Origin of the sequence: Synechococcus sp. WH 7805, from assembly GCF_000153285.1 — a bacterium.
In the GTDB taxonomy this organism is placed as follows: Bacteria; Cyanobacteriota; Cyanobacteriia; order PCC-6307; family Cyanobiaceae; genus Synechococcus_C.
In genome coordinates this window covers 1,566,309-1,588,381 of record NZ_CH724168.1, presented here as the reverse complement: position 1 = coordinate 1,588,381, position 22,073 = coordinate 1,566,309, and the positions used below count along the sequence as shown (strand labels likewise).

The window sequence follows — 22,073 nt, the reverse complement described above, 5'->3', positions numbered from 1 at the left end:
ACCGATGGTCGGTTGGTCCTGTCGCCGCGTGGATCACCACAGGCTGTGAAGGTTGGTGCAGTGATCGTGAACAGGGGTGTCATCGTCGTGGGAGAATCTGGCCAACCGACCAGGCGTCGACCGAAACCCCATGCAGATCCTCAACACACTCACCGTTCTGGCGCTGGTGGTGATGTCGTTTGCCCTGATTGTGGCCGTTCCTGTGCTTTATGCCTCCAATGAGGACAGCGGCCGCTCCAATCGTCTGATCCTTTTGGGTGGCATTGTCTGGGTGGCTTTGGTTTTAGTGAACTGGGGCATGAGCTTCTTCGTGGTCTGAACCTGCTGGCGGTCACGCTCAGTGGGAGCATTGAATGAGCCGACTGCCACTCCATGGCCACTTTTGAAGGGCGTTTCACTGATGTGCAAGGACTGCGCATCGCAGTCGTGATCGCTCGATTCAATGACCTTGTCACTGGCAAATTGTTAAGTGGTTGCTTGGACTGTCTCGGTCGGCATGGCGTGAATACGGCTGCTGACAGTGAGCAATTGGATGTGGCCTGGGTGCCGGGGTCGTTCGAGTTGCCCTTGGTGGCGCAGCAACTGGCGCGGAGTGGGCGCTATCAAGTGGTGGTCACCCTGGGTGCTGTGATCCGCGGAGATACTCCACATTTCGATGTCGTGGTTTCGGAGGCCAGCAAAGGGATTGCGGCTGTGGCGCGGGACACTGGTGTGCCGGTGATTTTCGGAGTGCTGACCACCGACACCATGCAACAGGCGCTTGAGCGGGCGGGCATCAAGAGCAATCTGGGCTGGAGTTATGGCTTGCAGGCCCTGGAAATGGGGTCCTTGATGAAGACTCTGCCCACCTCGTTGTCAGTGGATTGACCCAGGGCCCCCTTGTAGTGCATGCTTGCCAGGTCGCAAGGGACACATCCCACGCGACTGACATGCGGATGTAGCTCAGTGGTAGAGCATCTCCTTGCCAAGGAGAGGGTCGAGAGTTCGAATCTCTTCATCCGCTTGCCTTGATCATTGTTTTCTGATCAACAGCTTCTGCGGCTGAGCAGCTTCGAAGCCCAGTTGTTCATAGAAGCCCGCGCTATTGGTGGTCATCAGATAAACGCGCTCTGCGCCACGAATGGATCGTGTGCTGAGCAGAGCTTCCACCACCCGGCGTCCTAGCCCACGGCCCTGAAGGTCGCCGGCCACCACTACATCCCAGAGCACCGCACGGTGAATGCCGTCACTCGTTGCCCGTCCGAATCCCACGAGACGTTTGCCTCTCCAGAGGCTGACCACCACCGTGCTGCCCGCCAGCATGCGTTTGAGTTGCCGTTGGTTGCGTTGTTGAGCCCAGAAAGCGTGTTTGTCAAACAGACGCTGCAGCTTCAGTAAGCCGCGGGTCGGCCTCAGATCCGGGCCCATTCCGAACCATCGCAGCCCAGGTGCTCCGGACGCATGTTCCACCAGGCGGTAGCGGGTCATTCGGTCATCCTCTGATGCAGTTCGGCCTTCAGCCGCCCCGCCGCTCCAGCAGCGTGAACGGGTTGTAGTGAATGGAGATGCCGAACTCTTCGGCGAACTCCAGCACCCGGCACCAGGCCCGATCCCCTGATTCCGATGGCCGCACGATGCCTGTGAGGATCACCGGTGCATTGCCCGATTGCAGGGTCATGGTGAATAGGGGCCAGCCCACCGAGGCTTGCACGCTGTCGTCCCGGTAGGTGGGCGCAACATCCAAGGCGCCGATCATGATCTGTCGCTCACTGGCGTTCCAGGCATAGGGGATGCCATAGCGTTCCAGGAGATCGGTTGCCGGGGCCCAGGATCGGCCTTCGCCGTCAATCGTCACGGTTAGCGCTTCGCTCCGGGCCTGGATCGTGGTTTCCCCTTTGAAACCCAAACGATCGCTGACGGCGTCGCTCACTGAATGTCCATCCATGAGTGCCCGGATCCGGGCTCGAAGCTGTTCACCGCCATCAATGGGGCCGTTTTTGGCTAACTGCAGCAGATCCCAGCGCTCGCCCGTGCCGCCCCAGACCACCGGCCCGTAGTTGTCGTGCATCATGCGTCCGTCTTTGTTGGAGGCCGCCTCGGCGTGGGTCATGACCCGCTGGACCGTGATGTCCGCTGCTGTCCAGCCCCAGCTGGCCGCGATCGAGGCGGTTTCAGCGCAGAGGCTCATGAGCTGCGCAGGCGTGGGCGGCAGAGTCCAGGGGTCGGGCTGGCCGCCCATGCAGGCGCAAGAAAGGGCCACGGCATTGCTGTTGCGCGCCCAGGTGTGGGCCGGAAGATCCACGCTGGTGGCATGCAGCCTGTGCACCCGCCCATCACCGCTGATGATCGCGTGATAGTGACCAGGGCGGATCCAGTCGTAGCCGGTGGCAGTCCAGTGCAGGTAAATCGTGGCGGCCATGGGCCTGGGCAAAGGTCTTGGCGTTCAACGCACTCTTAACAACAACTTCAAACGCTTGCCTCAAGCGTTGCCGTGTGGGATCTGATGAGAAAGTCGATCTGAACGTTCACACTGAGACAATGGCAATCCGGAACTGGGTTGCCATGGCCCGCAAGTGCCTCATTCAGCGGGTGGAGGCAGATGTTTCTGAACCAAAAGTCTTGATTGACGATCCTTTCAACCCATGGAGGCTGTGGTCATGTCTGCTGGATGATCTGTGGCCTTTGTGGCGCCGCTGTGCAGGAGGTGATCGCTGATGTGGGGATGTGATCCTCGCTCGTTGCTGCTGCGGGCAGTTCTGCTCGATTGGCTTGGACAGCTGCTGATTCTGCTGGTGATCGTGGTAGCCCCTGATGCACTGTCGGCGGTCCCCACGGGCAGCTCGGATCTGGAGGGTCAGAGGGCCTGGCTGGTGTTTAGTTTTTTGCTCTATCCCCTCCTGGGTTGGTTATTTGGTGGGTACACCGTGCTGCGCTGGCGACAGCTGGCGTTGCCAGTGTTGCTGCAGCGGCTGCTGCTGACCAGCGTGGTGACCCTGATGGTGGTGGCGATCGCTCGCTGGCTGATCAACCCTGGAGAGGAGGTGTGGCTAGTGGAGCGGCGGGTGCAGTTCCTTTGGATGGGTCTGCTGTTCGTTTGGTCGCTCCTGGTGCGCGTGGGCCTGCGACGTGGTGTGCTGATGCCTGACCGGCCTCGTGTGTTGTTGCTGGCTGGCCCGGACGATCAAGAAGCGATGTTGGTGAGCTGGCGACGGGTGCCGCAGCGAGAGCGCCTGGAGCTGGTCAGTGTCGAGCACTTGCAGTTGGTGTTGACTGACGTGGATCGTCCCTTCCTGCTGGCCCTGGCGCCCGGGTTGGAGGGCGATCCCCGCTGGGTTTCCCTTCAGGAAACACTGGAGACCCTCGACCCGCGCCAGGTCAGGGTGGTTTCACCTCTGAGTCTGTTTGAACAGCAGCAGGAACGGTTGCCACCGGCCTTTCTGCCCGAGGGCGGCCTTAGCTACGACGATCTTCCCTGGGCTGCAGCCTTCAGCGTGCAGGCCCAGCTCAAGCGGATGGCCGATTTGGTGGTGGCTGGTGGTCTGCTGTTGCTGAGCATTCCCTTTGTGGGCTTGGCTGCCTTGCTGATCTGGCTGGAAGATCGCGGGCCCGTGCTGTATGTGCAGTGGCGCAGTGGTTGGCTGGGTCGACCCTTCCGCGTGTTCAAGTTGCGCACCATGTCTGTCCAACCGGCTCATGCACCAGCGCTCTGGACTCAGCCCGGTGATCAGCGCATCACCCGGGTGGGGCTGTGGTTGCGCCGTTTGCGCTTCGATGAGTTACCACAGCTGCTGAATGTGCTGAACGGTGAGATGAGCCTGATCGGTCCGCGTCCGGAGCGTCCGGAGCTGGAGCACGAGCTGGAGCGGCACATCCCCCATTATCGCAAACGCCATTGGATGCGACCGGGATTGAGTGGTTGGGCTCAGGTTTGTGCACCCTATGCCAGCAGCATCGAAGACTCCGATCTGAAATTGTCGTACGACCTTTACTACTTAAGGCACTTCAGCACATGGTTGGATCTGGTGATCCTTTTCCGCACAATTAAAACTGTTCTCAAAGCTGGTGGCCGCTGAATTCAGGCTCCGATTACCTTTCTGGCCACCAGATTGATCAGCTCAAGCTGGCGCGGTAGGCATCGCTCAAGGCTGTACTGCTCAACAGCACGCTGATGGGCGTTTTTTCCCAGTCTGGCTGCGCGGTCGCCATCGTGAAGAAGATCAGTGATGCCTGCAGCGATGGCCTTGGGGTCAAAGAAGTTGACGAGAAGACCGTGCACGTTGTCCTCAATCACTTCTGTTACCGGAGCAGTGGAGGATCCGACAATCGCGCATCCTGTGCTCATGGCTTCGAGCAGGCTCCAGCTGAGCACAAATGGATAGGTGAGATATACATGAACGCGACTCAGCTTCAGCAGATTTAAAAAGTCTTGGTAGGGAAGCTGACCCACAAAAAGAACCTTTTCAGGATCGTAATGACCTTCGATTTCCTTGAGGAAAACGTCTTTCCACTCGCCCTGGGGGCAGGGGCTCCCGTAGCTCACGCCCTTGGCAATGCCAACAATCACGATGATGGCGTTGGGGTTTCTTTCCTGAATGAGAGGAATAGAACGGATGAAGGAGTGACAGCCGCGGTAAGGCTCGACGCGGCGGTTCACAAACGTGATGAGTTGATCCTGATCACTGAGAATGGTCTGCTTGCCTACCTGGACTTTGATGTTACTTTTGTCCGGTGCGGGTTGTGCATGGTTTGAAATTCCATCATGAATGGTGGAGAATCGTTGGTGAAACTGGATTGGGAAAGAACTCCGTTGGAAGTTTGTTGGTGTGACATTCCAAGTTGCGTGTTGAAGGTTAAGTAGTGAATTGGCATTTTTCAGATACGTTTCCGTTTTTTTTGACCAATCGCTTTGCTGCTTTGCAAATTCTGGGTCGAAATCACTATCGAATCCGTGTTCATTGTAATAAAATTCTTGATACATCAGGATTGGTGATTGGGGCCAAACGTAGGGGATGCCAAGGAGCTCTCCCCAGCCAGGATGGCCGCAGATAATGTCAGGAACAAAGCCCTGTGACTTCAATTTTTGGCATACTTTTCCGCAGGCTTCAGCGCGGATGCTTTTCGTTTCGATGTCAGTGACCCAAGGATGAATCCCCCTGGTGCTTGAACGTTCAGCCGAGTATTGTATGTGCGCGTAGTTTTGGCTATTTTTGAAGGGGCTTTTCCCCATCCCAATTGAAACTATCGTATGACATTCCTGTCGAAGCAGTTGTTGGCAAATGTGTCGGTATTGTGCTGGGAAATTCTGGTGAATGAAGAGTACGTTCATCGCCTTCTTGTTTTGGGATGAAATGACAGGGTCTTATTAGTATCCCTGTTTGGAGGGCTTTAGAAGGGGATGTTCGCTCGAGGAAGGACAGCTTCGCTGATGCCTGTGATGTGTTGACCCTAATTTCTGATGAACGTTTTGCCGTTTGCGTCTTGCTGGCACTGGCCAAAGAATCTCTTTGTTTGGAGTCAACGGTAGTATCACTCTATGATTGACACAGTCCACACCACTCAGGCTTGCGACACCGGTGAGAACTCTAATCTGGTTTTGCGCTTGGAGAATGTGCGTCTTGATATCCCTGTGGCCACCACGGAAACCCGTAGTTTGAAGGCTTCTCTGATTCGTTCGGTGACAGGTGGGCGCTTGAATCGCAGGCGTGGTGGCGCGGTGATTACGGCCCTTGCAAATGTGAGCTGCACCGTGCGGGAAGGTGAGCGCGTGGCCTTGATCGGTCACAACGGCGCCGGCAAATCAACGTTTCTTCGCCTCGTTTCCGGGATCTATCAGCATTCAGCGGGGGTCTTTCAGGCCCATGTGACTGTGCATCCGATGATCCATAAAAGCTTCATCACCAGTCCTGAACTCAGTGGTCAGCAAGCGATCAAAGCCCACTACCTGCTCACCCACGGCAATCTTCGTGGCTTTGAGGCCTTCTGCAATGACGTGGTGACCTTCTCCGGCCTCGGTGATTTCGTGCATCTCCCTGTGAAGACCTACAGCCAAGGGATGGCGGCACGATTGATGTTTGCGGTGCTCACAGGATCCCGCCACGACTGTCTGGCCATGGATGAGGGCTTTGGTGCTGGAGACAGCAGCTTCTACGAGAAGGCCAAAGTTCGTTTGGAGTCATTCCTGGCCTCCGCTGGCACGTTGTTATTGGCATCTCATTCAGACGCACTGCTGAAGCGGTTTTGCCGACGTGGGCTGGTGTTCAGTGAGGGCAGCATCGTCTTTGACGGGCCCCTCGACCAGGCTCTCAATCACTATCACGCGACCCGTCGTTGATGAGCGTGTCCGACATGTCTGCCTCTATTCGTCCCCGGCGTGAGTCGGTGCGCCGCATCCTGCGTCATGCCTGGGAGAGCCGCAGGGTGTGGTGGTTCACTGCAACGGCACGGACCCGAGCCCGTTTCGCACGAACCACCTTGGGGAGCTTCTGGCTTGGACTGTCCAATTTGTTTTCAATCGCAGTTCTGGCTGCTGTGTATGGCACGGTGTTCAAAGTGCAGAACTTCACTGTTTATGTGGTTTATCTCGGCTTGGGATTAGTGGTGTGGAACACCATCAGTGGGGCGGTGAGTGGTGCTCCTAATCTGTTTGAGCATAATCGTGATCACCTGCACAACATTAACCTGCATCCGATCTTTTACACCTTGGAGGAATGGGCTTTTCAGTTGCAAACGTTTCTTCAATCGTTCTTGATGGTGTTGTTGGCGCTGAGTTTCTTTCAACACAACCTGCTTTTCAATCTGATTCTTTGTGGTTGGTTGCCTTTGCTGAATTTGTTTTTATTTCTCTATTGGTTTCCGATGCTTACCTGTCTTCTGGGGGCTCGTTTTCGGGATCTCTATCAGCTGGTGCCGATTGTGCTGCAGTTGGTGTTTCTGCTCTCCCCGATTCTCTATGAGAAAAAGAATCTTGGGGCGATGGCCTGGACGGCCAACATCAATCCCCTTTACCGGGTTCTGTCTCCAATTCGCCATAGCTTGATGGTTGGAGAGGTGCAGTGGGGTGTTGGTTTTGTGCTTTTGGCTGCGAATGCACTGGGCATCTGGATCGCGATCCGGCTGCTCAGCAGTGAACGCCGCACTCTTCCCTTCCTGATCTGATGCATCTGATCAACCTGCTCTCCTGGCTGCCCGGGCATTCAGGTTTCGGCAGCTATGTGCAGCGGGTGGTGCCTGGTCTGGACGGAATGCGCCTGCAGCTTGGAGCGGATGGCCAAGGCGCCTTGCTGAGGCCTGAGCAGTGGTTGGCCGATCCTCCGGCTTGGGCGCCAGGACGGCGCATGCGTTTTTTGCAGAGGTACAGCCTGGTGCAGCATGGGCTCGACTTGCCGGCTCTGCTCCAAAGAAATGGGATCAAGCTGGATCAGCTGGAGGCGATCTATTCCCCCTTCTTTGATGCCCTGCTCTGCTGGCCTCAAGTGCCGCAACTGATTACTTGCCACGACCTCACACCACTGGTGGCTTCCAACAGCCGCAAGGCTTGGTTGCGCTACCGCCTCTGGCAGCCGCGCCATTGCAGGGTCGCCACCCGGCTGATCGCGATCAGTCGCTATGTGGCCGATCAGCTGGTGCAGTTCGGTGTGGAGGCGGAGCGTATTGAGGTGATTCCAAACGGCATCACCATTGAACGCCCTCGTGTGCTTTCGCCAGGAAGTGAGGATCTTCTAGCGCTGGCTCGCCACGATGTGAACAAGAATGTCCCGGCGCTGTTGCGAGGTGTGGGGCAGTTGCAGACGTTGTGCCCCCAGTGGAAAGGCGTACTGCGGATTGTTGGTAGGAGCGGTCGGCAGTCATCACTCATACAGCGTCTGCATAGGCAGTTGCCTGCTCCAGCGCAAGTGAAGTTGATCGATGCAATGCCCCTGCAAGAGCTCATGGCCTGCATGCGGTCGTCTTTGGCCCTGATTTCTGCCAGCAGTGAGGAAGGATTCGATTATCCCGTTCTTGAGGCGAAGGCTGAGGGCATTCCCACCATCGTCAGCGACATCCCTGTTCATCGAGAGTTTCACGAGACCTCATCCCTCTTGTTTTCCGGTGTTGATGATGGAGTTGGTTTCGCTGAGCAAGTGCGCACCCTGTTGGTTGACTCCAGTCTTTGGAGCCAGTTGTCGCGCGATGGATGGACTTTGGCGGAGCGATTGTCTGTGGATGCTCAGCAGTCGGCCATTGTTAGTCAGCTCGCCAGTTTGGTGAGATGAAGTGGAGGATTGCTCTACGCGACCGTTATTTCTTCTGAAGTGAGTAGATCGCAGATTGTTGATTGAAAAGCTTCGTCGATCAGCGTCTGGTAGTGGCGGTAGCGCTGAATGCGTTCGGCACGCATTTGATTCAGCCTCTTGCGTTGACGCTTTGGCGACAATTCAGATAACGAGAGTTCGTTTTTGAGAGCGATCAGACGCATGGCACTGGCCCAGTCGCTGGTGACCAGTGTTGAGCACAGCATCACATGGTCTTTGAAGTCATGCATGGCCTGAATCTCCCGGTGTGAGCCGAGTGGACTGGCGATGGCGCTAAGTCCAAGGCAAGCAGCATCCAGCACTGGGATTCCGAATCCTTCGATCAGGGACGGGCTGAGAAGAGCAAGAGCATTCAGATAGAGCTGTCGTTTCGTGGCTTCGTCCACATATCCCGTAAAAATCACACTCTTGTGTTTTGCAGCCACACTTCGAACCGCTTCGCTGTATTCATCATTCTGAGGTTTGCCGGTGATGCAGAACCGAATATTTTTTTGCTCAAGGTCCGACTCCATGAATGCTTTGAGTGCGAACAAGAGATTCTTGTGCGGTACAACCGACGAGTTGAACAAGAAGTAGCTGCATGGTTTGAGAGCATGCAATTGGCTTTGATTGCTCGACAGCACGCGCACCTGTCGGGTGCGGGCTTCCCAGTCAAGGCAATCTCCCGGGAACTGCAGCGAGGGAGACTGTGTCACGACGCGTTGCAACCGATTCGGATTCGACAGCGTCCCAAGGATGCTTAGTTCATAGTGTTGCCTTGCGTCCTCAGACACGAAGAATCGCCTAGCTGGCCCTGCCGCCTGCAGCCTGCGTGTGAAGCAGGGCAGGTGATCGCGGGTACGCTGATAATCAAGGGGGATCAGGTCGTGAACTGTTTGAACAAACAGACGGGTGTTCACAGGCTTGATGTTCAACGGACTTGTGGTGATGAGCCCATCGAATCCCCGCAGATCGATGTGTAAGCTGTGGGGGTGCTTTCGTTTGGCTAATTCGATCGAATTTAGAAAGCAGTTGTTGGCACAGATCAAGCCGTCGATTTCACTCAGATAGGACAGTCGTTCACAACGCTGGTAGGGACTGTTGATTAGTTCAGAGCGTGGTAACAATTGCAATTCTTGACGTGTGATCCATCGTTTTGGAAAGAGTTTTTGCTTTAGGCGGTGGATCTGTTTGAGTATATTAAGGATTTGCTTGGTCAATGGGAGCAGTTGAAGCAGCTTAATCAGGAGGCCTGATTCATCATCCATTGATTCTGCACTGTTCAGAGTGTCCAGGATTCGTGCGGCTCTGATGCGTTTTTGAACGTTTTTTGGAAGCTGTGCTTTCGCAATATCTTGCATGGGAGCCTGGAATCCCGTCAGTAGCCATATTTCGGCTCCGGATTCTTTCAGGGCTCGCAGCAGTCCTTTGCTAAAAACAGCAATGCCGCGATGCTCTTGCTGCTCAAATTCATATCCACTGACGACCAGGCGAAGCCCTTTCAGAGGGCGTGTCATTGATGATCTCCAGGTAGGAGTTCCAGGTCTTGCTTCAGTCGCAATCGCTTTTCGGGTAAATCAAACAATACTTGTTTCCCTTCTTGCTCAAGGTCTCGGGTGTTCACCATGTTGTCATAGAACTGGCGTTGCTTAAAAAACTCGGCCTTCTGGGCTTTAAGTCTCGGGAGCTCATTGCGAACCGTGTCTCTGAGGGTTTGTAATTCTCGTTGTTGCTGTTCTAGAAGCACTCTCAATTGATCGGCGCACGCCTGATTGAGAAGTTTTTCTGTCCATGCTCTAAGCCTGAGCAAGTCTTCGCTGTTTTGTTCTTGGTCAGGTTGTTGACTGCGGGTTGTACCCCACTCATGGATTGCTGTTGCCTGATTGCACTTCAACACCACTTGGTTTAGGAGCTGCTGAATATCAAGGCAGAGCTTGACATCTTCATCGCAGATGTGGTGGCGAGTGTGGAGGGGCTGTTTCAGAATGCTCCGCGCCGGATCCACTGCAAGGCTCCTGTGACAGCTGCCAGCGGGCTCCTCGGGCTCGACCTGGGTTTAGATGATTCGACCAGTCGATCGAGAGGGTGATAACTGGAATCTTGGCTGTCGAACTGAATCTCTGCCTGGGTGAGTAGTCCGTTTTTATCGCGCAGCCTTGCACCGACCAAAGCCACATTTGGTTGGTTTGCAAGCACGGCGATGGTCCCATCGACGCAGCCTGGGTATAGGAATAGGTCGTCATTCGCAAGCTCTAACACATCTCCTGTCGCTTTGTTGGCCAATCCATTCATGTTGCCGGAGAAATGAAATGACTTGCTCTATGTTGGGCAACGTGGCAGTCGTAGCGGTTGGTGTGATTAAGACGCTGCTCATTGTCCTTGGACCCATTCCAGAAGCATAGGATTTCAGCCTCATGGGCAGGCGTAAAGTTTGACGCTTGATTTAGCCCTCAACAAAGCCTGTTCCCCAGGTCGGTCGTGAGTGATAACGCCAGAATCGAGAGCTGCACGCACCTGAACGGAGGATTGCTGACGATATCAAGTACTCATGAGTTTCGATCGCGGCAGCTCTTCAACGTTGTAGAGCAGGTCTGGCTCTGCTGTGGTGAGGTGCTCTTCGCGTTCGGTCAGTGGGTTGGTGTTTAAGCCATCGAGTGAGGGCGGATTTAACATCACTTTTTTTCTGATCAGCGGGAACGGGCGACAATCAACGTCCCTGGCTGGATGAGCGACTGGCGGAAGCGTTTGCGGTGGTGCGCGAAGCGGGCAAATGGGTGCTCGGTATGCGCCACTTTGACGTGAAGCTAAGCGGCGGCATGGTGCCGAACGAGGGCAAGACCCTGGTGGCTACGGTTCCCAGTTTTCACAATGCCTTGATGGGCCTTGCTGTGGCACGGTCGTTGAACGTTGAGGCTCAGATCGCGCACATTGATGCTCAACAATCGCCGCAGAGTGTGTGCAGCGGTTGAGATGGTGACATTGTTCAATCAATGCGTTGTGCCATGGGGTGACTTGAAGACACAAAAACTGCCTGCGATGGACATCGACATCACAGGCAGTGGGTTTCCCAGATTTTGTTGTCGACGAACCGGCTTAGACGATGTTGAGGTTGTTGATCACTACCACCACATCATCAAAGTCAGAGTCGCCAGCATTGCGTTGATCTTCAAACCCGAAGGTGTTGCCACCCAGCAGGCGGATATGGTCTGTTCCGTTGTCAGCGTTGAGGCTGGCTGGTGCAACGTAGAGGTTGTTGAAGTTCGAAGCGACATCGCTCAAAGTGCCGTTTCTGACCAGGAAGGGCAGGAGAACTGCATCGTTGAAATCGATGTTGCCACTGATCGTCGCTTCAGAAGTATCGAGGCCGCCACTGTTGTTGTTGGCAATTTGCCCGGAGAACAAGTTGTTGTTGACAACTGCATCGAGATACGTGGAACGATCGCCCTCGAGTGTTGCCACTTCTTCTCCAGTCAAGGGATCAAGAACGCTCCCAGCGCGATTGGCGAGATAGAAGCCCACTTGATTGTCGAAGGCTGCTTCACGGAATAGGGTCGCATCCAGCTGCAGTGTGAAGTCTCCACTGGGATTAGCCAAGTCAAACAAGTCGATGGCTTCAGCGGTTTCACCCAAGAGCGTCAACTCTTCGGTCGTGCTGGAAAGAAGATCGGTTGTTGTGGTAACCGCAATACCATCGCCATTTAATTCAAATTCTCCATCATCTACTGCTGTTGCTGTGAGGAAGTTCAGATCCCCTGTGATGCTATCGCGTAGGGCAAAGTTGTAGCTGTCTGCCTCCAGATTTTCTGTTGATGAGTAGTCAAAGTCGAAGCCAGCCGGTGTGCCTGAGGCTGTTCCCAATGTCGAGAGGATGATTGATCGGCTTTCTCCCTCAGTGGTGGAGACTGCGACCAAATCTTGCGTTGCCGCGGCATTGGCATTGGCACGAATTGTGAAATTGAAGTCACCCCCCCCGGGTCACTGCCACAACACTTCCATTGTCGTTGCTTGAAATCTCACCCACGACTGGTTCGGCATTATCCAGAACGGTGTCGTCCCGGAATGCCAGGTTTTGAATGCGCTCATCGAAGGCTGGACCAACGTCTTCCTGGTTGAAAGCGGTTTCTGCTGTGGCGAAGTTATCGAGAAGAAACTCGGCCAGAGCATCCTGCTCAGTGCCGTCATCGGCAAAGGTGGCATCACCGGTGCGAACTCCCTCTTGCTCCAGGAAGACAGGATTCACCCGTGCTGCAATGGCAGGATCGTCAATGTTGGGGAATGGATAGCCATCATCACCACCGATGAATGCACCGGTTTCTTCATCGAATCGTGGTTCGGCCAGGAAGTTCAGAGTGACGGTCCGGAATTCCTGGTTGGGATCACCGACAAGTGCACCATCGCGTACGAGTTCAGCAATGAGATTGTTGTCGCTGTCAACAATTGCGGCGCTCTGAATTTTCTTCCTGCTGGATCGTCTTGATCAAAGGAGAACTTGACACCTGAAATCTGTGGGAACTGTCCACCAATCTCAGGAAGGATGGAAACGCCGTAATCGAGAAGATCCACCAGTTCCTGCTTCGTCAGTGTCAGGAGGGTGAGCCCGTTATTGAAGGCGAGGGTTGCAGCAATGTCGTTTTCGCTGATACCACCCTCAGGCTTCACTACGTTTCCATTGCTATCGACGATTTCCGGATTGGGAGTTCGTACGAAAGCGCCCCCACCTGCTGGCACAACTGATTCGCCGATGGAGGCGCGAATGCCGCCGCCATTTTTGAGGGAGACAACAACGGTTTCATCCAACTCTTGTGCAGCGGCCAGATTGGCATCGGCGGTGAGATTGCCGAGGTTGGTTTCCTGGGTGCGGACTCCGTCGGTGTTGTCGGCGGTGAAATCACCAGAGCGGTTGCCGTTTAGGAAAACATCAGCATTGCCGAGAACATTGGATTCTGAAAGAATGATCTGTTCTTCGATGGTATCGACAATCTCCTGAATGCCAGGATCGACCAGATCTTCGGCGCCCAAATCGGCAACGCCTTGTGCATCAGTGGCATAGGCACCGGACACCTCGGGGTTGTAGCTCTCAGGAATGATGTTGCCATCGGCATCGAATTCAAGAACTAAACGTCCGAGGTACTTGTAACTGCCGTCAGTATTGACTAATGCGGTTTGCGTTCCACCAGCATTGGTGATGAAGGTGGGGTACTCGCCTTGGCTGGTGTAACCGTCGCGAATGCGATCGTTGTTATCAAAGAGGCGAGTATTGGATCCACCGGCAACAATGATGTCAACATCTGTCAGCCGTTCTGCAATGGCCTGTTCGATGCTGATTTGCTGGAAGTGTGACAGCAGCACAACCTTGTTCAAGCCGGGATTGGCTTCCAGCAAATCATCAACGCCGGCTTGAATTACAGGGGCCAGAGCATCCAACTGTTCGGGCGTTGGATTGGTGTCAAAACCACCAGGGCTGATGGCTAGATCTCCTGGGCTCGAAATAGATGCAAGGGTGGGTGTGATGGCGCCAATGACACCGACTTGCTCACCGTTGACATCAAACACCACCGAGGATGTGACGGTGCGTGGGATTGGTGCCTGTCCAGCGGCGACTTCAAGGGGTGCCAGATTGATATCGGTGCTGAAGTCCAGATTGGTGGCCAGGTATGTGAAGTCTGCTCCGGCGTAATCAGCACCCAGAATCTCTCCGGGTGCTGAACCATCGATCAGGCCTGCCAGATTGGCCGTGCCATCATTAAATTCGTGATTGCCGAGTGCACTGGCTTGAATGCCGAGCAGATTTTGAATGGTGATGCTGGCGATGCCACTGGAACCGAAAGCGGCTTCCGAGGCGCTGTAGAAGTTCCTGGGGATGAAGATATCTCCAGAGGAAAGAACCAGAGTGTTGTCTTCAATGCCGTCATTGCCGAGATCTTGATTTCTCAAGGCATTCAGGACCGCCGAAGCACCTGTGATATCAGTCAGGCCTCCAACATTGAGAGGCTCTTGATCGCCCAGGTGAAACAACTCAAAGGTGAAATTTTCTTCAACGGCGTGGGATCCTTTCTCGGAAGCCATGAAAGAATTAATTCGATAACATATTTAACCTAAAATTGAGAGTCTGATTTGCGGCTAAGGCTGGTTTAAAGTTTTTTTGTCCTTTTTTATCATTGAAATAATCAATTGCTAACGTGTGTTGCGCGCTGCATCATCACTTTTCTTTTGTCTTGATTCTCTCCTTTTATTTTTTTCAAAAGTGATCGAATTAATGCAGATTTAGTTTTCAAGTTCAAGTGCGTATTTTGCTTGGCTCGTGCTGAAGACAACGTTTTAATTCCGAGGAGCTTTTTGGCAGAGCTGTGAGGAATGTCTGATTGATCATTTGCCTGCGATCCCGAAGGGTGCTCACCCTTCGTTAAGAGGTCCGATTGATCCGTCGCCTCGATCGATGCAGCTTCTGGCTGTCATGAGTGCCGGTGCAGCGCTTGCCTGAAGCCTCTGCAGAGGTTCGGGCACTTGTCTTTGTAGGGATGCAGCCAGTGGTACGGATCGCCGGCGCATCGCCCCTTGGCGGCCTCAGTAGGCTGTCCCCCAGTTGATTTAGCGCTTTCCATGCTCAAGCTGCTGCTGGGTGACCCCAATGCCCGCAAGCTGAAGCGCTATCAGCCGATCGTGTCCGATATCAACCTCCTCGAAGAGGAGGTGGCTCCTCTAAGCGACGAGGACCTGCGCCGGCGTACCGCCGAGTTCCGTCAGCGCCTTGATAACGCCGGAAGCCTCGAAAATCAGCGACCCGTGCTTGATGAGTTGCTGCCGGAGGCCTTCGCTGTGGTGCGAGAAGCTGGCAAGCGAGTGCTGGGCATGCGCCACTTTGATGTGCAGTTGATCGGCGGCATGGTGCTGCATGAGGGGCAAATCGCTGAGATGAAAACCGGCGAAGGCAAGACGCTGGTTGCCACGCTGCCCAGCTTCCTCAATGCCCTGACCGGTCGCGGAGTCCACGTGGTGACCGTGAACGATTACTTGGCACGCCGTGATGCGGAGTGGATGGGGCAGGTGCATCGTTTCCTCGGCCTCTCCGTGGGTCTGATCCAGCAGGACATGACCCCCGCCGAACGTCGCCGTAATTACGGATGCGACATCACCTATGCCACCAACTCAGAGCTCGGGTTCGACTACCTGCGCGACAACATGGCTGCTGACATCAATGAGGTGGTGCAGCGGCAGTTCCAGTACTGCGTGATCGATGAAGTCGATTCGATCCTGATTGATGAAGCCCGAACGCCACTGATTATTTCTGGCCAGGTGGAGCGGCCTCAAGAGAAGTATCAGAAGGCGGCGGAAGTGGCTGCAGCCCTCACCCGGGCGGCCGAGATGGGCAAGGACGGGATCGATCCCGAGGGTGATTACGAAGTGGATGAAAAGCAGCGCAGCTGCACCCTTACCGATGAGGGCTTTGCCAAGGCTGAGCAGATGATCGGTGTGGCCGATCTTTATGACCCTCAGGATCCCTGGGCCCACTACATCACCAACGCCCTCAAGGCCAAGGATCTGTTCACCCGCGATGTGAACTACATCGTGCGCGACGGCGAAGCGGTCATCGTCGATGAGTTCACCGGCCGCGTCATGCCAGGACGTCGCTGGAGCGATGGCCAGCACCAGGCGATCGAGGCCAAGGAGGCCCTGCCGATTCAGCCCGAAACCCAGACCCTGGCGTCCATCACCTACCAGAACTTCTTCCTGCTCTACCCCCGCCTTGCCGGGATGACCGGCACGGCCAAAACAGAGGAAACCGAGTTTGAGAAGACGTACAAACTCGAAACAACCATCGTGCCCACCAACCGGGTCCGGGCCCGGCAGGACTGGGTGGACCAGGTGTACAAAACGGAAGAGGCCAAGTGGCGGGCCGTGGCCAAGGAAACCGCCGAGGTGCACCAGCAGGGCCGGCCAGTGCTGGTGGGTACCACCAGTGTGGAGAAGAGTGAGCTTCTCAGTGCGCTTCTGGCAGAAGAGAACATTCCTCACAACCTTCTTAATGCCAAACCCGAGAATGTGGAGCGGGAAGCCGAAATCGTGGCTCAGGCCGGACGCTCCGGGGCGGTGACCATCGCCACCAACATGGCGGGTCGTGGCACCGACATCATCCTTGGTGGCAACAGCGATTACATGGCTCGCTTGAAACTGCGCGAGGTGTTGCTGTCTCGGTTGGTGCGTCCGGAGGAGGGCCATCGTCCGCCCGTGCCTCTGCAACGCAGCGGCGCTGAGGGTGGTGGAGGTTTTGCTGCCAAGGCAGCCCCCGCCAGTGGCCCCCATGGCCATGCCCCCAGCGAAGCCCGTGCCATCGGCAGCCTCTATCCCTGCCAGCTCACTGAGGGCACTGATCAGGCTCTGGCCGATTTGGCCAGGGATCTGGTGAAGGCCTGGGGTGACCGGGCACTCACGGTGATTGAACTGGAAGATCACATCGCTACGGCGGCGGAGAAGGCCCCCACCGACGATCCTGCGATTGCGGCTCTGCGCGCGGCCATCGCCCGGGTGAAGGGGGAATACGACGAGGTGGTGAAGCAGGAAGAACAACGGGTGCGGGAGGCCGGTGGTCTGCACGTGATCGGCACCGAGCGCCATGAATCCCGTCGGGTGGATAACCAATTGCGTGGTCGGGCCGGGCGTCAGGGAGACCCCGGCTCCACCCGCTTCTTCCTCTCCCTGGGCGACAACCTCCTGCGCATTTTTGGTGGGGACCGGGTGGCCGGACTGATGAATGCCTTCCGGGTGGAGGAAGACATGCCAATCGAATCGGGCATGCTCACCCGCTCCCTGGAGGGGGCTCAGAAGAAGGTCGAGACGTATTACTACGACATTCGTAAACAGGTGTTCGAGTACGACGAGGTGATGAACAATCAGCGAAAGGCTGTTTACACCGAACGGCGCCGGGTGCTGGAGGGTCGCGAACTGAAGAAGCAGGTGATTGGCTACGGCGAGCGCACCATGAACGAGATCGTTGAGGCCTATGTGAATCCGGACCTGCCTCCAGAGGAATGGGATGTGACCCAGCTGGTGAGCAAGGTGCAGGAGTTCGTGTATCTGCTCGACGACCTCCAGCCTGATCAGCTCCAGGGATTGTCGATGGAGGAGCTCAAAGCTTTTCTGCAGGAGCAATTGCGTAATGCTTATGACCTCAAGGAAGGCCAGATTGAACAGCAGCGTCCGGGCCTGATGCGTGAAGCGGAGCGCTTCTTCATCCTTCAGCAGATTGATACCCTCTGGCGCGAGCATCTCCAATCGATGGATGCCCTGCGCGAGTCAGTGGGCCTGCGTGGTTATGGCCAGAAAGACCCCCTGATCGAATACAAGAACGAGGGCTATGACATGTTCCTCGACATGATGACCAACATGCGCCGCAACGTGATCTATTCGATGTTCATGTTCCAGCCTGCGAAGCCACAGTCAGTGTCCGAAGCAATCGCTTAGTGCGATTGCTTGTGAGGTCTGTTCAGCCAATGTGATGCTGAGCGTATGAGCTCAACGGCTTTTCGCCTGTACCTCGTTCTGGAATGTTGCAACTCCTGGTGCAATCTTTGGTTTTCGAGGTTTAAGTGTTCTAAATGAATAGTTTTTATCTCTGAAATCTTATTAGCAGGAAAAATCATATTTAATTCATCTAGGTTTGCCGCAAAATGCGTTTTGAATTCATTGGCAATGACTTGGATTTCTTGTTTGGATTTCGATGCATCCTGGCAAAAATCGTAAAGAGTTATGCAGCTTTCGCGTAGTGAATTCGAAGCACGATCTGACAGAAGCTGGTCCGGTCTGGATCGGATGAGGTCTCCGACGAACTTTTGCTCGAGCTCTTGTTCGATCGCCCAGTCTGGAATTGTGGCCGTGCTGGCCACGGCATTGCTCAATCTCTGAGAGCTTTCTTTTGGATAATGCCTTAAAAATGCGAAGCTGAGAACCTCGTTTGGCAGGCTTCTGCAGCTATTGAATAGATGATGGTTGTAGCACATCCAGAGTGCTAAAGCGCGGTCGGAATGCATCCCGTCTCTGGCCAGGAGTGAGTTGGCCACTGCGAAGGGATGTCTGATAATGGCTATCGACGGAACTTCCTTGAGCAGGAGATGGAAATAGGCTTCTCTTGTTAGACATAAGCGCGGATCTTTGTCAATCCAATTGCTTTTGAGTGCCCATGGCCTCAGCGTTTGTCGCGTTTCGTTCAGTGATAGATAGTGTTCGAGATCGGTCCAGTCAGGAGTGAGTAGGAATGGGTGATTCCAGCTTGCATTCGTGATGGTCAGTAATCGTTCGTTGAGGTCAACGATGGCAACGCTTTCATGGTGGCCTTCTGGATTGTCGATATTTGATTCAATGGTTTGTTGTGCGGTTCCAGTTTCTTCAGTGTTATGACGCTCAAGTGCTGATTTGAGTATGTTTGTGAGCAGAGAAGTGCCCGATCGATGGCAGCCTAAAATAAACATTCTCGGTCAATAAGTTGAATTTGATTGGTCGCCAATGAATTCGAGAATTTCTCGATCTTTGAGGCTCTGAGCCTCGCCGCATCGCTTGTCAATGATCGGCTCTCCCTTGATCGTGGCGATGGCTCGGAGATGGTCTTGCAAGTTGCGTACCTGTCCTTCCAGTTGGTCAATGCGCTCCATCAGGTTGCGAATCACATTGGCTTCGGCATCCGGAAGGGCGGAGTGGGCCAATGGATTGATCCTTACGCCACTCTGATGGACGACCCTTCCTGGAACTCCCACAACGGTGCAGTCGGCCTCCACGTCGCGGACAACGACGGACCCAGCGCCGATTCTGGTGTTGGGGCCGACTGAGATTGCCCCCAAAACTTTGGCGCCTGCCCCCACAACCACGTTGGTGGCAAGAGTGGGATGACGTTTGCCGTGCTCCTTGCCAGTTCCACCCAGGGTCACCCCCTGGTAGAGCAGGCAGCGATCACCCACTTCGGCAGTCTCGCCAATCACCACGCCCATGCCGTGGTCGATGAACACGCCATGGCCAATTCTGGCGCCCGGATGGATCTCCACACCGGTGAGATTGCGTCCCATTTGGCTGAGCAGCCGGGCCGCCAGTTTCAGGGGCAGCTTGGAGCGCCAGAGCCTGTGGCTTAACCGGTGCAAGCTCAGGGCTTGAAAGCCTGGATAGCAGAGGAGGATCTCCAGGGGGCCACGGGCTGCTGGATCCCGTTCACGAATGATCGCCAGGTCGGCGCGGATGTGGTTCAACATGCCTGCTCGCCGCGCCCTCAGCGCTCGTGGGCGTCATTTTGGCAGTTGGTCTTCATCAAGCGGTTTGCAGACCGATTTCCTTGCGCAGCAATTCGATCGTGTCGCCGCTCAGGTAACTCTCGGCGCAGTGCACCTGGGGCATGCGCATCAGTTGGGAGCGATTCTGGCGCAGGCTTTGCTCAACGAGTGGCAGGCTGGGCTTATCGCAGAGCACATGGCTGGAGGCCCGCAGCAGAGCCAGCAAGCGGCTGCCCACATCTGGAGTGGCGGTCATCAGCAGCAGTTCGTTGCCGCGCATGCTGTGCAGGATGACTTCGGCGGCCCGCAGGATGCCTGGGCTGATGCTGACCAGGCCCACGCAGCTTCCCTGCCGTAACTCTTTCAACATCGCTAGTTCGGCCCGGAAGTCGTTGAGGTCCACCGCCACGGCGCGCACTCCGTGGCGCTTGGCGAGTTCTTCCACGGGCTGGAGGAAATAGCGGCTGGTCACGACCGTGCCATTGCTGGCGCTATCCAGGACGCTCTCCAGTTCCTCCATTGGCACCACCTCCACCGGCACATCCAGGCTTGGCTCGAGTTCCTCAGCGATCAGCATTGAGGCGCCGATGTCCTCCCGAGGAGTGCTGACCAAGACCCGGGCACCACAGCGCAACCTCCAGTCGATCTCGCGGGTGAGCAGATCCCGGGTCTGCTGAAGGGTGCATCCGGCGTTCAGCAGTCCGTCAACGCATTTGCGCACCTCCCTGTCGAGGTCTGTCACCCCGCGGTTGCGTGGCGTCATCGGCGTGCGGATCTCCCGGGGTTTCTGCTGGTCGCGCACGTAGATGCCCGAGCCGGCCATGGCTTCCACCACTCCATCGGTTTCCAGCTGGCGATACACCTTGCTGATGGTGTTGCGGTGCAGTCCGGTCTGCATCGCCAGTTGGCGGGTGCTTGGTAGGCGATGTCCCGGGCGGATAGTGCCGGGCGGCAATGGCAAAGCAGATCTGGTTGTAGAGCTGGGTCGATGCCGGTATGTCGCTTTCCTGTTGGATGTGGAATCGCACGCCGGTGGGCCAGGTCTGAATGCGGCCACCTTAAGGACAGGATGGCCTGGTGACAATTGTCCGGGTGGTCCGTGTCCTTATGCCAATTTCTTCGGCTGAGCCTCAAGTGCGGGGTTGGTGTTACGTCAATGACGGGCCTGTGCCCTTGCGCTGCTGGTGGGCACCCACAGGAGTCGAAACAGGTGCAGTTGGTCGGGTTGCACGTAACCGTAACGAAACTGAGTCATATCAGGAGCGAAAACGTGCTGTTCTCGTTCTGCCCGAAGTGTTTGGCGTCAACGCCTGGGTGAGGTCGGTGGCTGATCGCATCGCCGCTACGGGAGTGCCTGCTCTGGCGATGCCTCTGTTCGCCCGCACGGCTCCAGAGCTCGATCTGAGCTATGGCGAGATGCAACTGGCCGAAGGCCGTGGTCACAAGATCGCCACGACCGCGGCTGCGCTTCTGGCCGATGGAACGGCCGCGATCAGTTGGCTGCGCAGACAACTCAACGATCCTCAGGCGGAGATCACTGTGGTGGGATTTTGTTTCGGAGGGCATGTGGCCCTGCTCATGGCTTCCCTGCCTGAGGTAACCAGAACCTTCGATTTCTATGGTGCCGGTGTGGTGCAGGGCCGTCCGGGAGGTGGTGCGCCCACCCTGGACAGTCTGCCCCAGGTGCAAGGGGAGCTCACTTGTCTCTTCGGTTTGGACGATCCTTTGATCCCCAAGGTGGATCGGGATGCCATCGAATCAGCTCTGCGCCAGGCGGATCCCTCCGGTGAGAGGTTGCGTTGCGTCAGCTTTCCCGACGCCGATCACGGTTTCATGTGTGATGCGCGCGCTGCGTATCAGCCGGAGGCTGCTGCGCAGGGTTGGCAGGTGCTGCTGGAGGCGCTCAGGCGTTAGCCGTTGCCCCCGGGCTTGCTCGCGAGCCGAGCTGAGGTGGGCCGGGGCGGCGCCGTGATCGTGCGCACGGCCCTAGTGGCGCTCTGCTCTTTGTCGTCTTTTTTCGCCAGCGGGGTCTTCCGCGGTGTAAGGAACATGATCATGTTGCGGCCTTCCCGCTTCGGGGGTTGCTGGATCTCAGCAGGTTCCTCGAGATCCTTGGCCATGCGCCGCAGCAGCGTTTCTGCGAGAGCGGTGTGCTGAATCTCCCGACCGCGAAAGATCACCGTGCACTTCACTTTGTCGCCAGCTTTCAGGAAACGCTGGGCCTGACCAATACGCACGTCGTAATCATGCTGATCGATTTTGTAACGCATCTTGACCTCTTTGACTTCGGTCTGGTGCGATTTCTTCTTGGCCTCCTTGGCTTTTTTCTCCTGTTCGAACTTGTATTTGCCGTAATCCATGATCCGGCATACCGGCGGATCGGCCTTCTCGCTGACCAGCACTAAATCGAGTTCCCGCTCCTGCGCCACCTCCAGCGCTTTCTCCCGGTCGATGACTCCCAACTGGGTGCCGTCGGCATCCACCACCCGAAGCTGGGGGTAATTGATGCGGTCGTTGATGTTGGGGAGCTCCCGGACGGGAGCACGGCGATCAAAACGGGGACGTGGTGGCATTC

General features: G+C 55.9%; 21 protein-coding genes, 1 tRNA gene and 2 pseudogenes. 10 read left to right on the top strand and 14 right to left on the bottom strand.

From position 1 onward, the window contains the following. Positions 1-130: 130 nt before the first annotated feature. The 3 genes from psbZ (at position 131) to WH7805_RS08295 (ending at position 1,003) form a co-directional block, all read left to right on the top strand. Positions 131-319, top strand: a complete 189-nt coding sequence (gene psbZ / locus WH7805_RS08305) for a photosystem II reaction center protein PsbZ (RefSeq protein WP_038004565.1) — start codon at positions 131-133, stop codon at positions 317-319. Between the two features lie 53 nt (positions 320-372). Next, positions 373-867, top strand: a complete 495-nt coding sequence (gene ribH / locus WH7805_RS08300) for a 6,7-dimethyl-8-ribityllumazine synthase (RefSeq protein ID WP_006042605.1) — start codon at positions 373-375, stop codon at positions 865-867. 64 nt (positions 868-931) lie between these two features. Further along, positions 932-1,003 (top strand) — tRNA-Gly (locus tag WH7805_RS08295). Positions 1,004-1,011: 8 nt separating this feature from the next. Here WH7805_RS08295 and WH7805_RS08290 read toward each other — a convergent pair. Both WH7805_RS08290 and WH7805_RS08285 read right to left on the bottom strand, forming a co-directional pair. Next, positions 1,012-1,467, bottom strand: coding sequence for a GNAT family N-acetyltransferase (locus WH7805_RS08290; protein ID WP_006042604.1), 456 nt, complete (start codon positions 1,465-1,467; stop codon positions 1,012-1,014). 28 nt (positions 1,468-1,495) lie between these two features. Then, the gene (locus tag WH7805_RS08285) at positions 1,496-2,398 is read right to left on the bottom strand and encodes an N-acetylmuramoyl-L-alanine amidase (protein ID WP_006042603.1); all 903 of its coding nucleotides are present in this window, start codon (positions 2,396-2,398) and stop codon (positions 1,496-1,498) included. 295 nt (positions 2,399-2,693) lie between these two features. On the opposite strand from WH7805_RS08285, the gene WH7805_RS08275 reads away from it, so the two are divergent. Next, the gene (locus WH7805_RS08275) at positions 2,694-4,052 is read left to right on the top strand and encodes a sugar transferase (RefSeq protein ID WP_006042601.1); all 1,359 of its coding nucleotides are present in this window, start codon (positions 2,694-2,696) and stop codon (positions 4,050-4,052) included. A gap of 2 nt (positions 4,053-4,054) precedes the next feature. On the opposite strand, the gene WH7805_RS08270 is transcribed toward WH7805_RS08275, so the two are convergent. After that, positions 4,055-5,206: a glycosyltransferase gene (locus tag WH7805_RS08270; protein ID WP_232198986.1), complete on the bottom strand. Its 1,152-nt coding sequence runs from the start codon at positions 5,204-5,206 to the stop codon at positions 4,055-4,057. A 306-nt stretch (positions 5,207-5,512) separates the two neighbouring features. On the opposite strand from WH7805_RS08270, the gene WH7805_RS08265 reads away from it, so the two are divergent. The 3 genes from WH7805_RS08265 to WH7805_RS08255 are packed head-to-tail and all read left to right on the top strand — an operon-like array spanning position 5,513 to position 8,231. After that, positions 5,513-6,310, top strand: coding sequence for an ABC transporter ATP-binding protein (locus tag WH7805_RS08265; RefSeq protein WP_006042599.1), 798 nt, complete (start codon positions 5,513-5,515; stop codon positions 6,308-6,310). Then, positions 6,310-7,134 carry an ABC transporter permease gene (locus WH7805_RS08260; RefSeq protein ID WP_071933696.1) on the top strand — a complete coding sequence of 275 codons (825 nt, stop codon included), beginning with the start codon at positions 6,310-6,312 and terminating at the stop codon, positions 7,132-7,134. The genes WH7805_RS08265 and WH7805_RS08260 overlap by 1 nt, the downstream gene beginning before the upstream one ends. Next, complete coding sequence (locus WH7805_RS08255) at positions 7,134-8,231, top strand: glycosyltransferase (RefSeq protein WP_006042597.1); 1,098 nt, start codon at positions 7,134-7,136, stop codon at positions 8,229-8,231. The genes WH7805_RS08260 and WH7805_RS08255 overlap by 1 nt, the downstream gene beginning before the upstream one ends. A gap of 14 nt (positions 8,232-8,245) precedes the next feature. On the opposite strand, the gene WH7805_RS08250 is transcribed toward WH7805_RS08255, so the two are convergent. The 4 genes from WH7805_RS08250 to WH7805_RS15095 form a co-directional block, all read right to left on the bottom strand. Beyond that, positions 8,246-9,766 (bottom strand): glycosyltransferase, encoded by a 1,521-nt coding sequence (locus tag WH7805_RS08250; RefSeq protein ID WP_006042596.1) that lies wholly within the window; start codon positions 9,764-9,766, stop codon positions 8,246-8,248. Continuing rightward, on the bottom strand, positions 9,763-10,254 hold the full coding sequence (locus WH7805_RS08245) for a hypothetical protein (RefSeq protein WP_006042595.1): 492 nt from the start codon (positions 10,252-10,254) through the stop codon (positions 9,763-9,765). Before WH7805_RS08245 ends, WH7805_RS08250 begins: the two co-directional genes overlap by 4 nt. Continuing rightward, entirely contained in the window at positions 10,230-10,541 is a 312-nt protein-coding gene (locus WH7805_RS14970) for a hypothetical protein (protein ID WP_006042593.1), read from the bottom strand. Before WH7805_RS14970 ends, WH7805_RS08245 begins: the two co-directional genes overlap by 25 nt. Positions 10,542-10,787: 246 nt before the next feature. Then, the gene (locus tag WH7805_RS15095; RefSeq protein ID WP_006042592.1) at positions 10,788-10,922 is read right to left on the bottom strand and encodes a hypothetical protein; all 135 of its coding nucleotides are present in this window, start codon (positions 10,920-10,922) and stop codon (positions 10,788-10,790) included. Positions 10,923-10,936: 14 nt separating this feature from the next. Between WH7805_RS15095 and WH7805_RS15135 the strand changes: the two are divergent. Then, a pseudogene (locus WH7805_RS15135) lies at positions 10,937-11,188 on the top strand (hypothetical protein); the annotation flags it as partial. A gap of 154 nt (positions 11,189-11,342) precedes the next feature. Here the strand turns inward: WH7805_RS15135 and WH7805_RS08230 are convergent. The 3 genes from WH7805_RS08230 to WH7805_RS08220 form a co-directional block, all read right to left on the bottom strand. Then, complete coding sequence (locus WH7805_RS08230; protein WP_006042590.1) at positions 11,343-12,107, bottom strand: DUF4114 domain-containing protein; 765 nt, start codon at positions 12,105-12,107, stop codon at positions 11,343-11,345. A gap of 103 nt (positions 12,108-12,210) precedes the next feature. Beyond that, complete coding sequence (locus tag WH7805_RS14960; protein ID WP_006042589.1) at positions 12,211-12,489, bottom strand: hypothetical protein; 279 nt, start codon at positions 12,487-12,489, stop codon at positions 12,211-12,213. Positions 12,490-12,593: 104 nt separating this feature from the next. Continuing rightward, positions 12,594-14,315 (bottom strand): bifunctional metallophosphatase/5'-nucleotidase, encoded by a 1,722-nt coding sequence (locus WH7805_RS08220; RefSeq protein WP_006042588.1) that lies wholly within the window; start codon positions 14,313-14,315, stop codon positions 12,594-12,596. Between the two features lie 534 nt (positions 14,316-14,849). On the opposite strand from WH7805_RS08220, the gene secA reads away from it, so the two are divergent. Beyond that, positions 14,850-17,708 carry a preprotein translocase subunit SecA gene (gene secA, locus WH7805_RS08215; protein WP_006042587.1) on the top strand — a complete coding sequence of 953 codons (2,859 nt, stop codon included), beginning with the start codon at positions 14,850-14,852 and terminating at the stop codon, positions 17,706-17,708. On the opposite strand, the gene WH7805_RS08210 is transcribed toward secA, so the two are convergent. The 3 genes and pseudogenes from WH7805_RS08210 to WH7805_RS08200 form a co-directional block, all read right to left on the bottom strand. Further along, positions 17,705-18,712 carry a sulfotransferase gene (locus WH7805_RS08210; protein ID WP_006042586.1) on the bottom strand — a complete coding sequence of 336 codons (1,008 nt, stop codon included), beginning with the start codon at positions 18,710-18,712 and terminating at the stop codon, positions 17,705-17,707. The genes secA and WH7805_RS08210 overlap by 4 nt on opposite strands. 6 nt (positions 18,713-18,718) lie before the next feature. Then, the gene (gene cysE / locus WH7805_RS08205) at positions 18,719-19,480 is read right to left on the bottom strand and encodes a serine O-acetyltransferase (protein WP_006042585.1); all 762 of its coding nucleotides are present in this window, start codon (positions 19,478-19,480) and stop codon (positions 18,719-18,721) included. 55 nt (positions 19,481-19,535) lie between these two features. Continuing rightward, positions 19,536-20,526: pseudogene (locus tag WH7805_RS08200) on the bottom strand (GntR family transcriptional regulator). Positions 20,527-20,605: 79 nt separating this feature from the next. Between WH7805_RS08200 and WH7805_RS08195 the strand changes: the two are divergent. After that, on the top strand, positions 20,606-21,412 hold the full coding sequence (locus tag WH7805_RS08195) for a dienelactone hydrolase family protein (RefSeq protein ID WP_038004559.1): 807 nt from the start codon (positions 20,606-20,608) through the stop codon (positions 21,410-21,412). On the opposite strand, the gene infC is transcribed toward WH7805_RS08195, so the two are convergent. Next, on the bottom strand, positions 21,409-22,071 hold the full coding sequence (gene infC / locus WH7805_RS08190; protein ID WP_006042582.1) for a translation initiation factor IF-3: 663 nt from the start codon (positions 22,069-22,071) through the stop codon (positions 21,409-21,411). The two genes, WH7805_RS08195 and infC, sit on opposite strands and share 4 nt — an antisense overlap. Between the last annotated feature and the right edge of the window lie 2 nt (positions 22,072-22,073).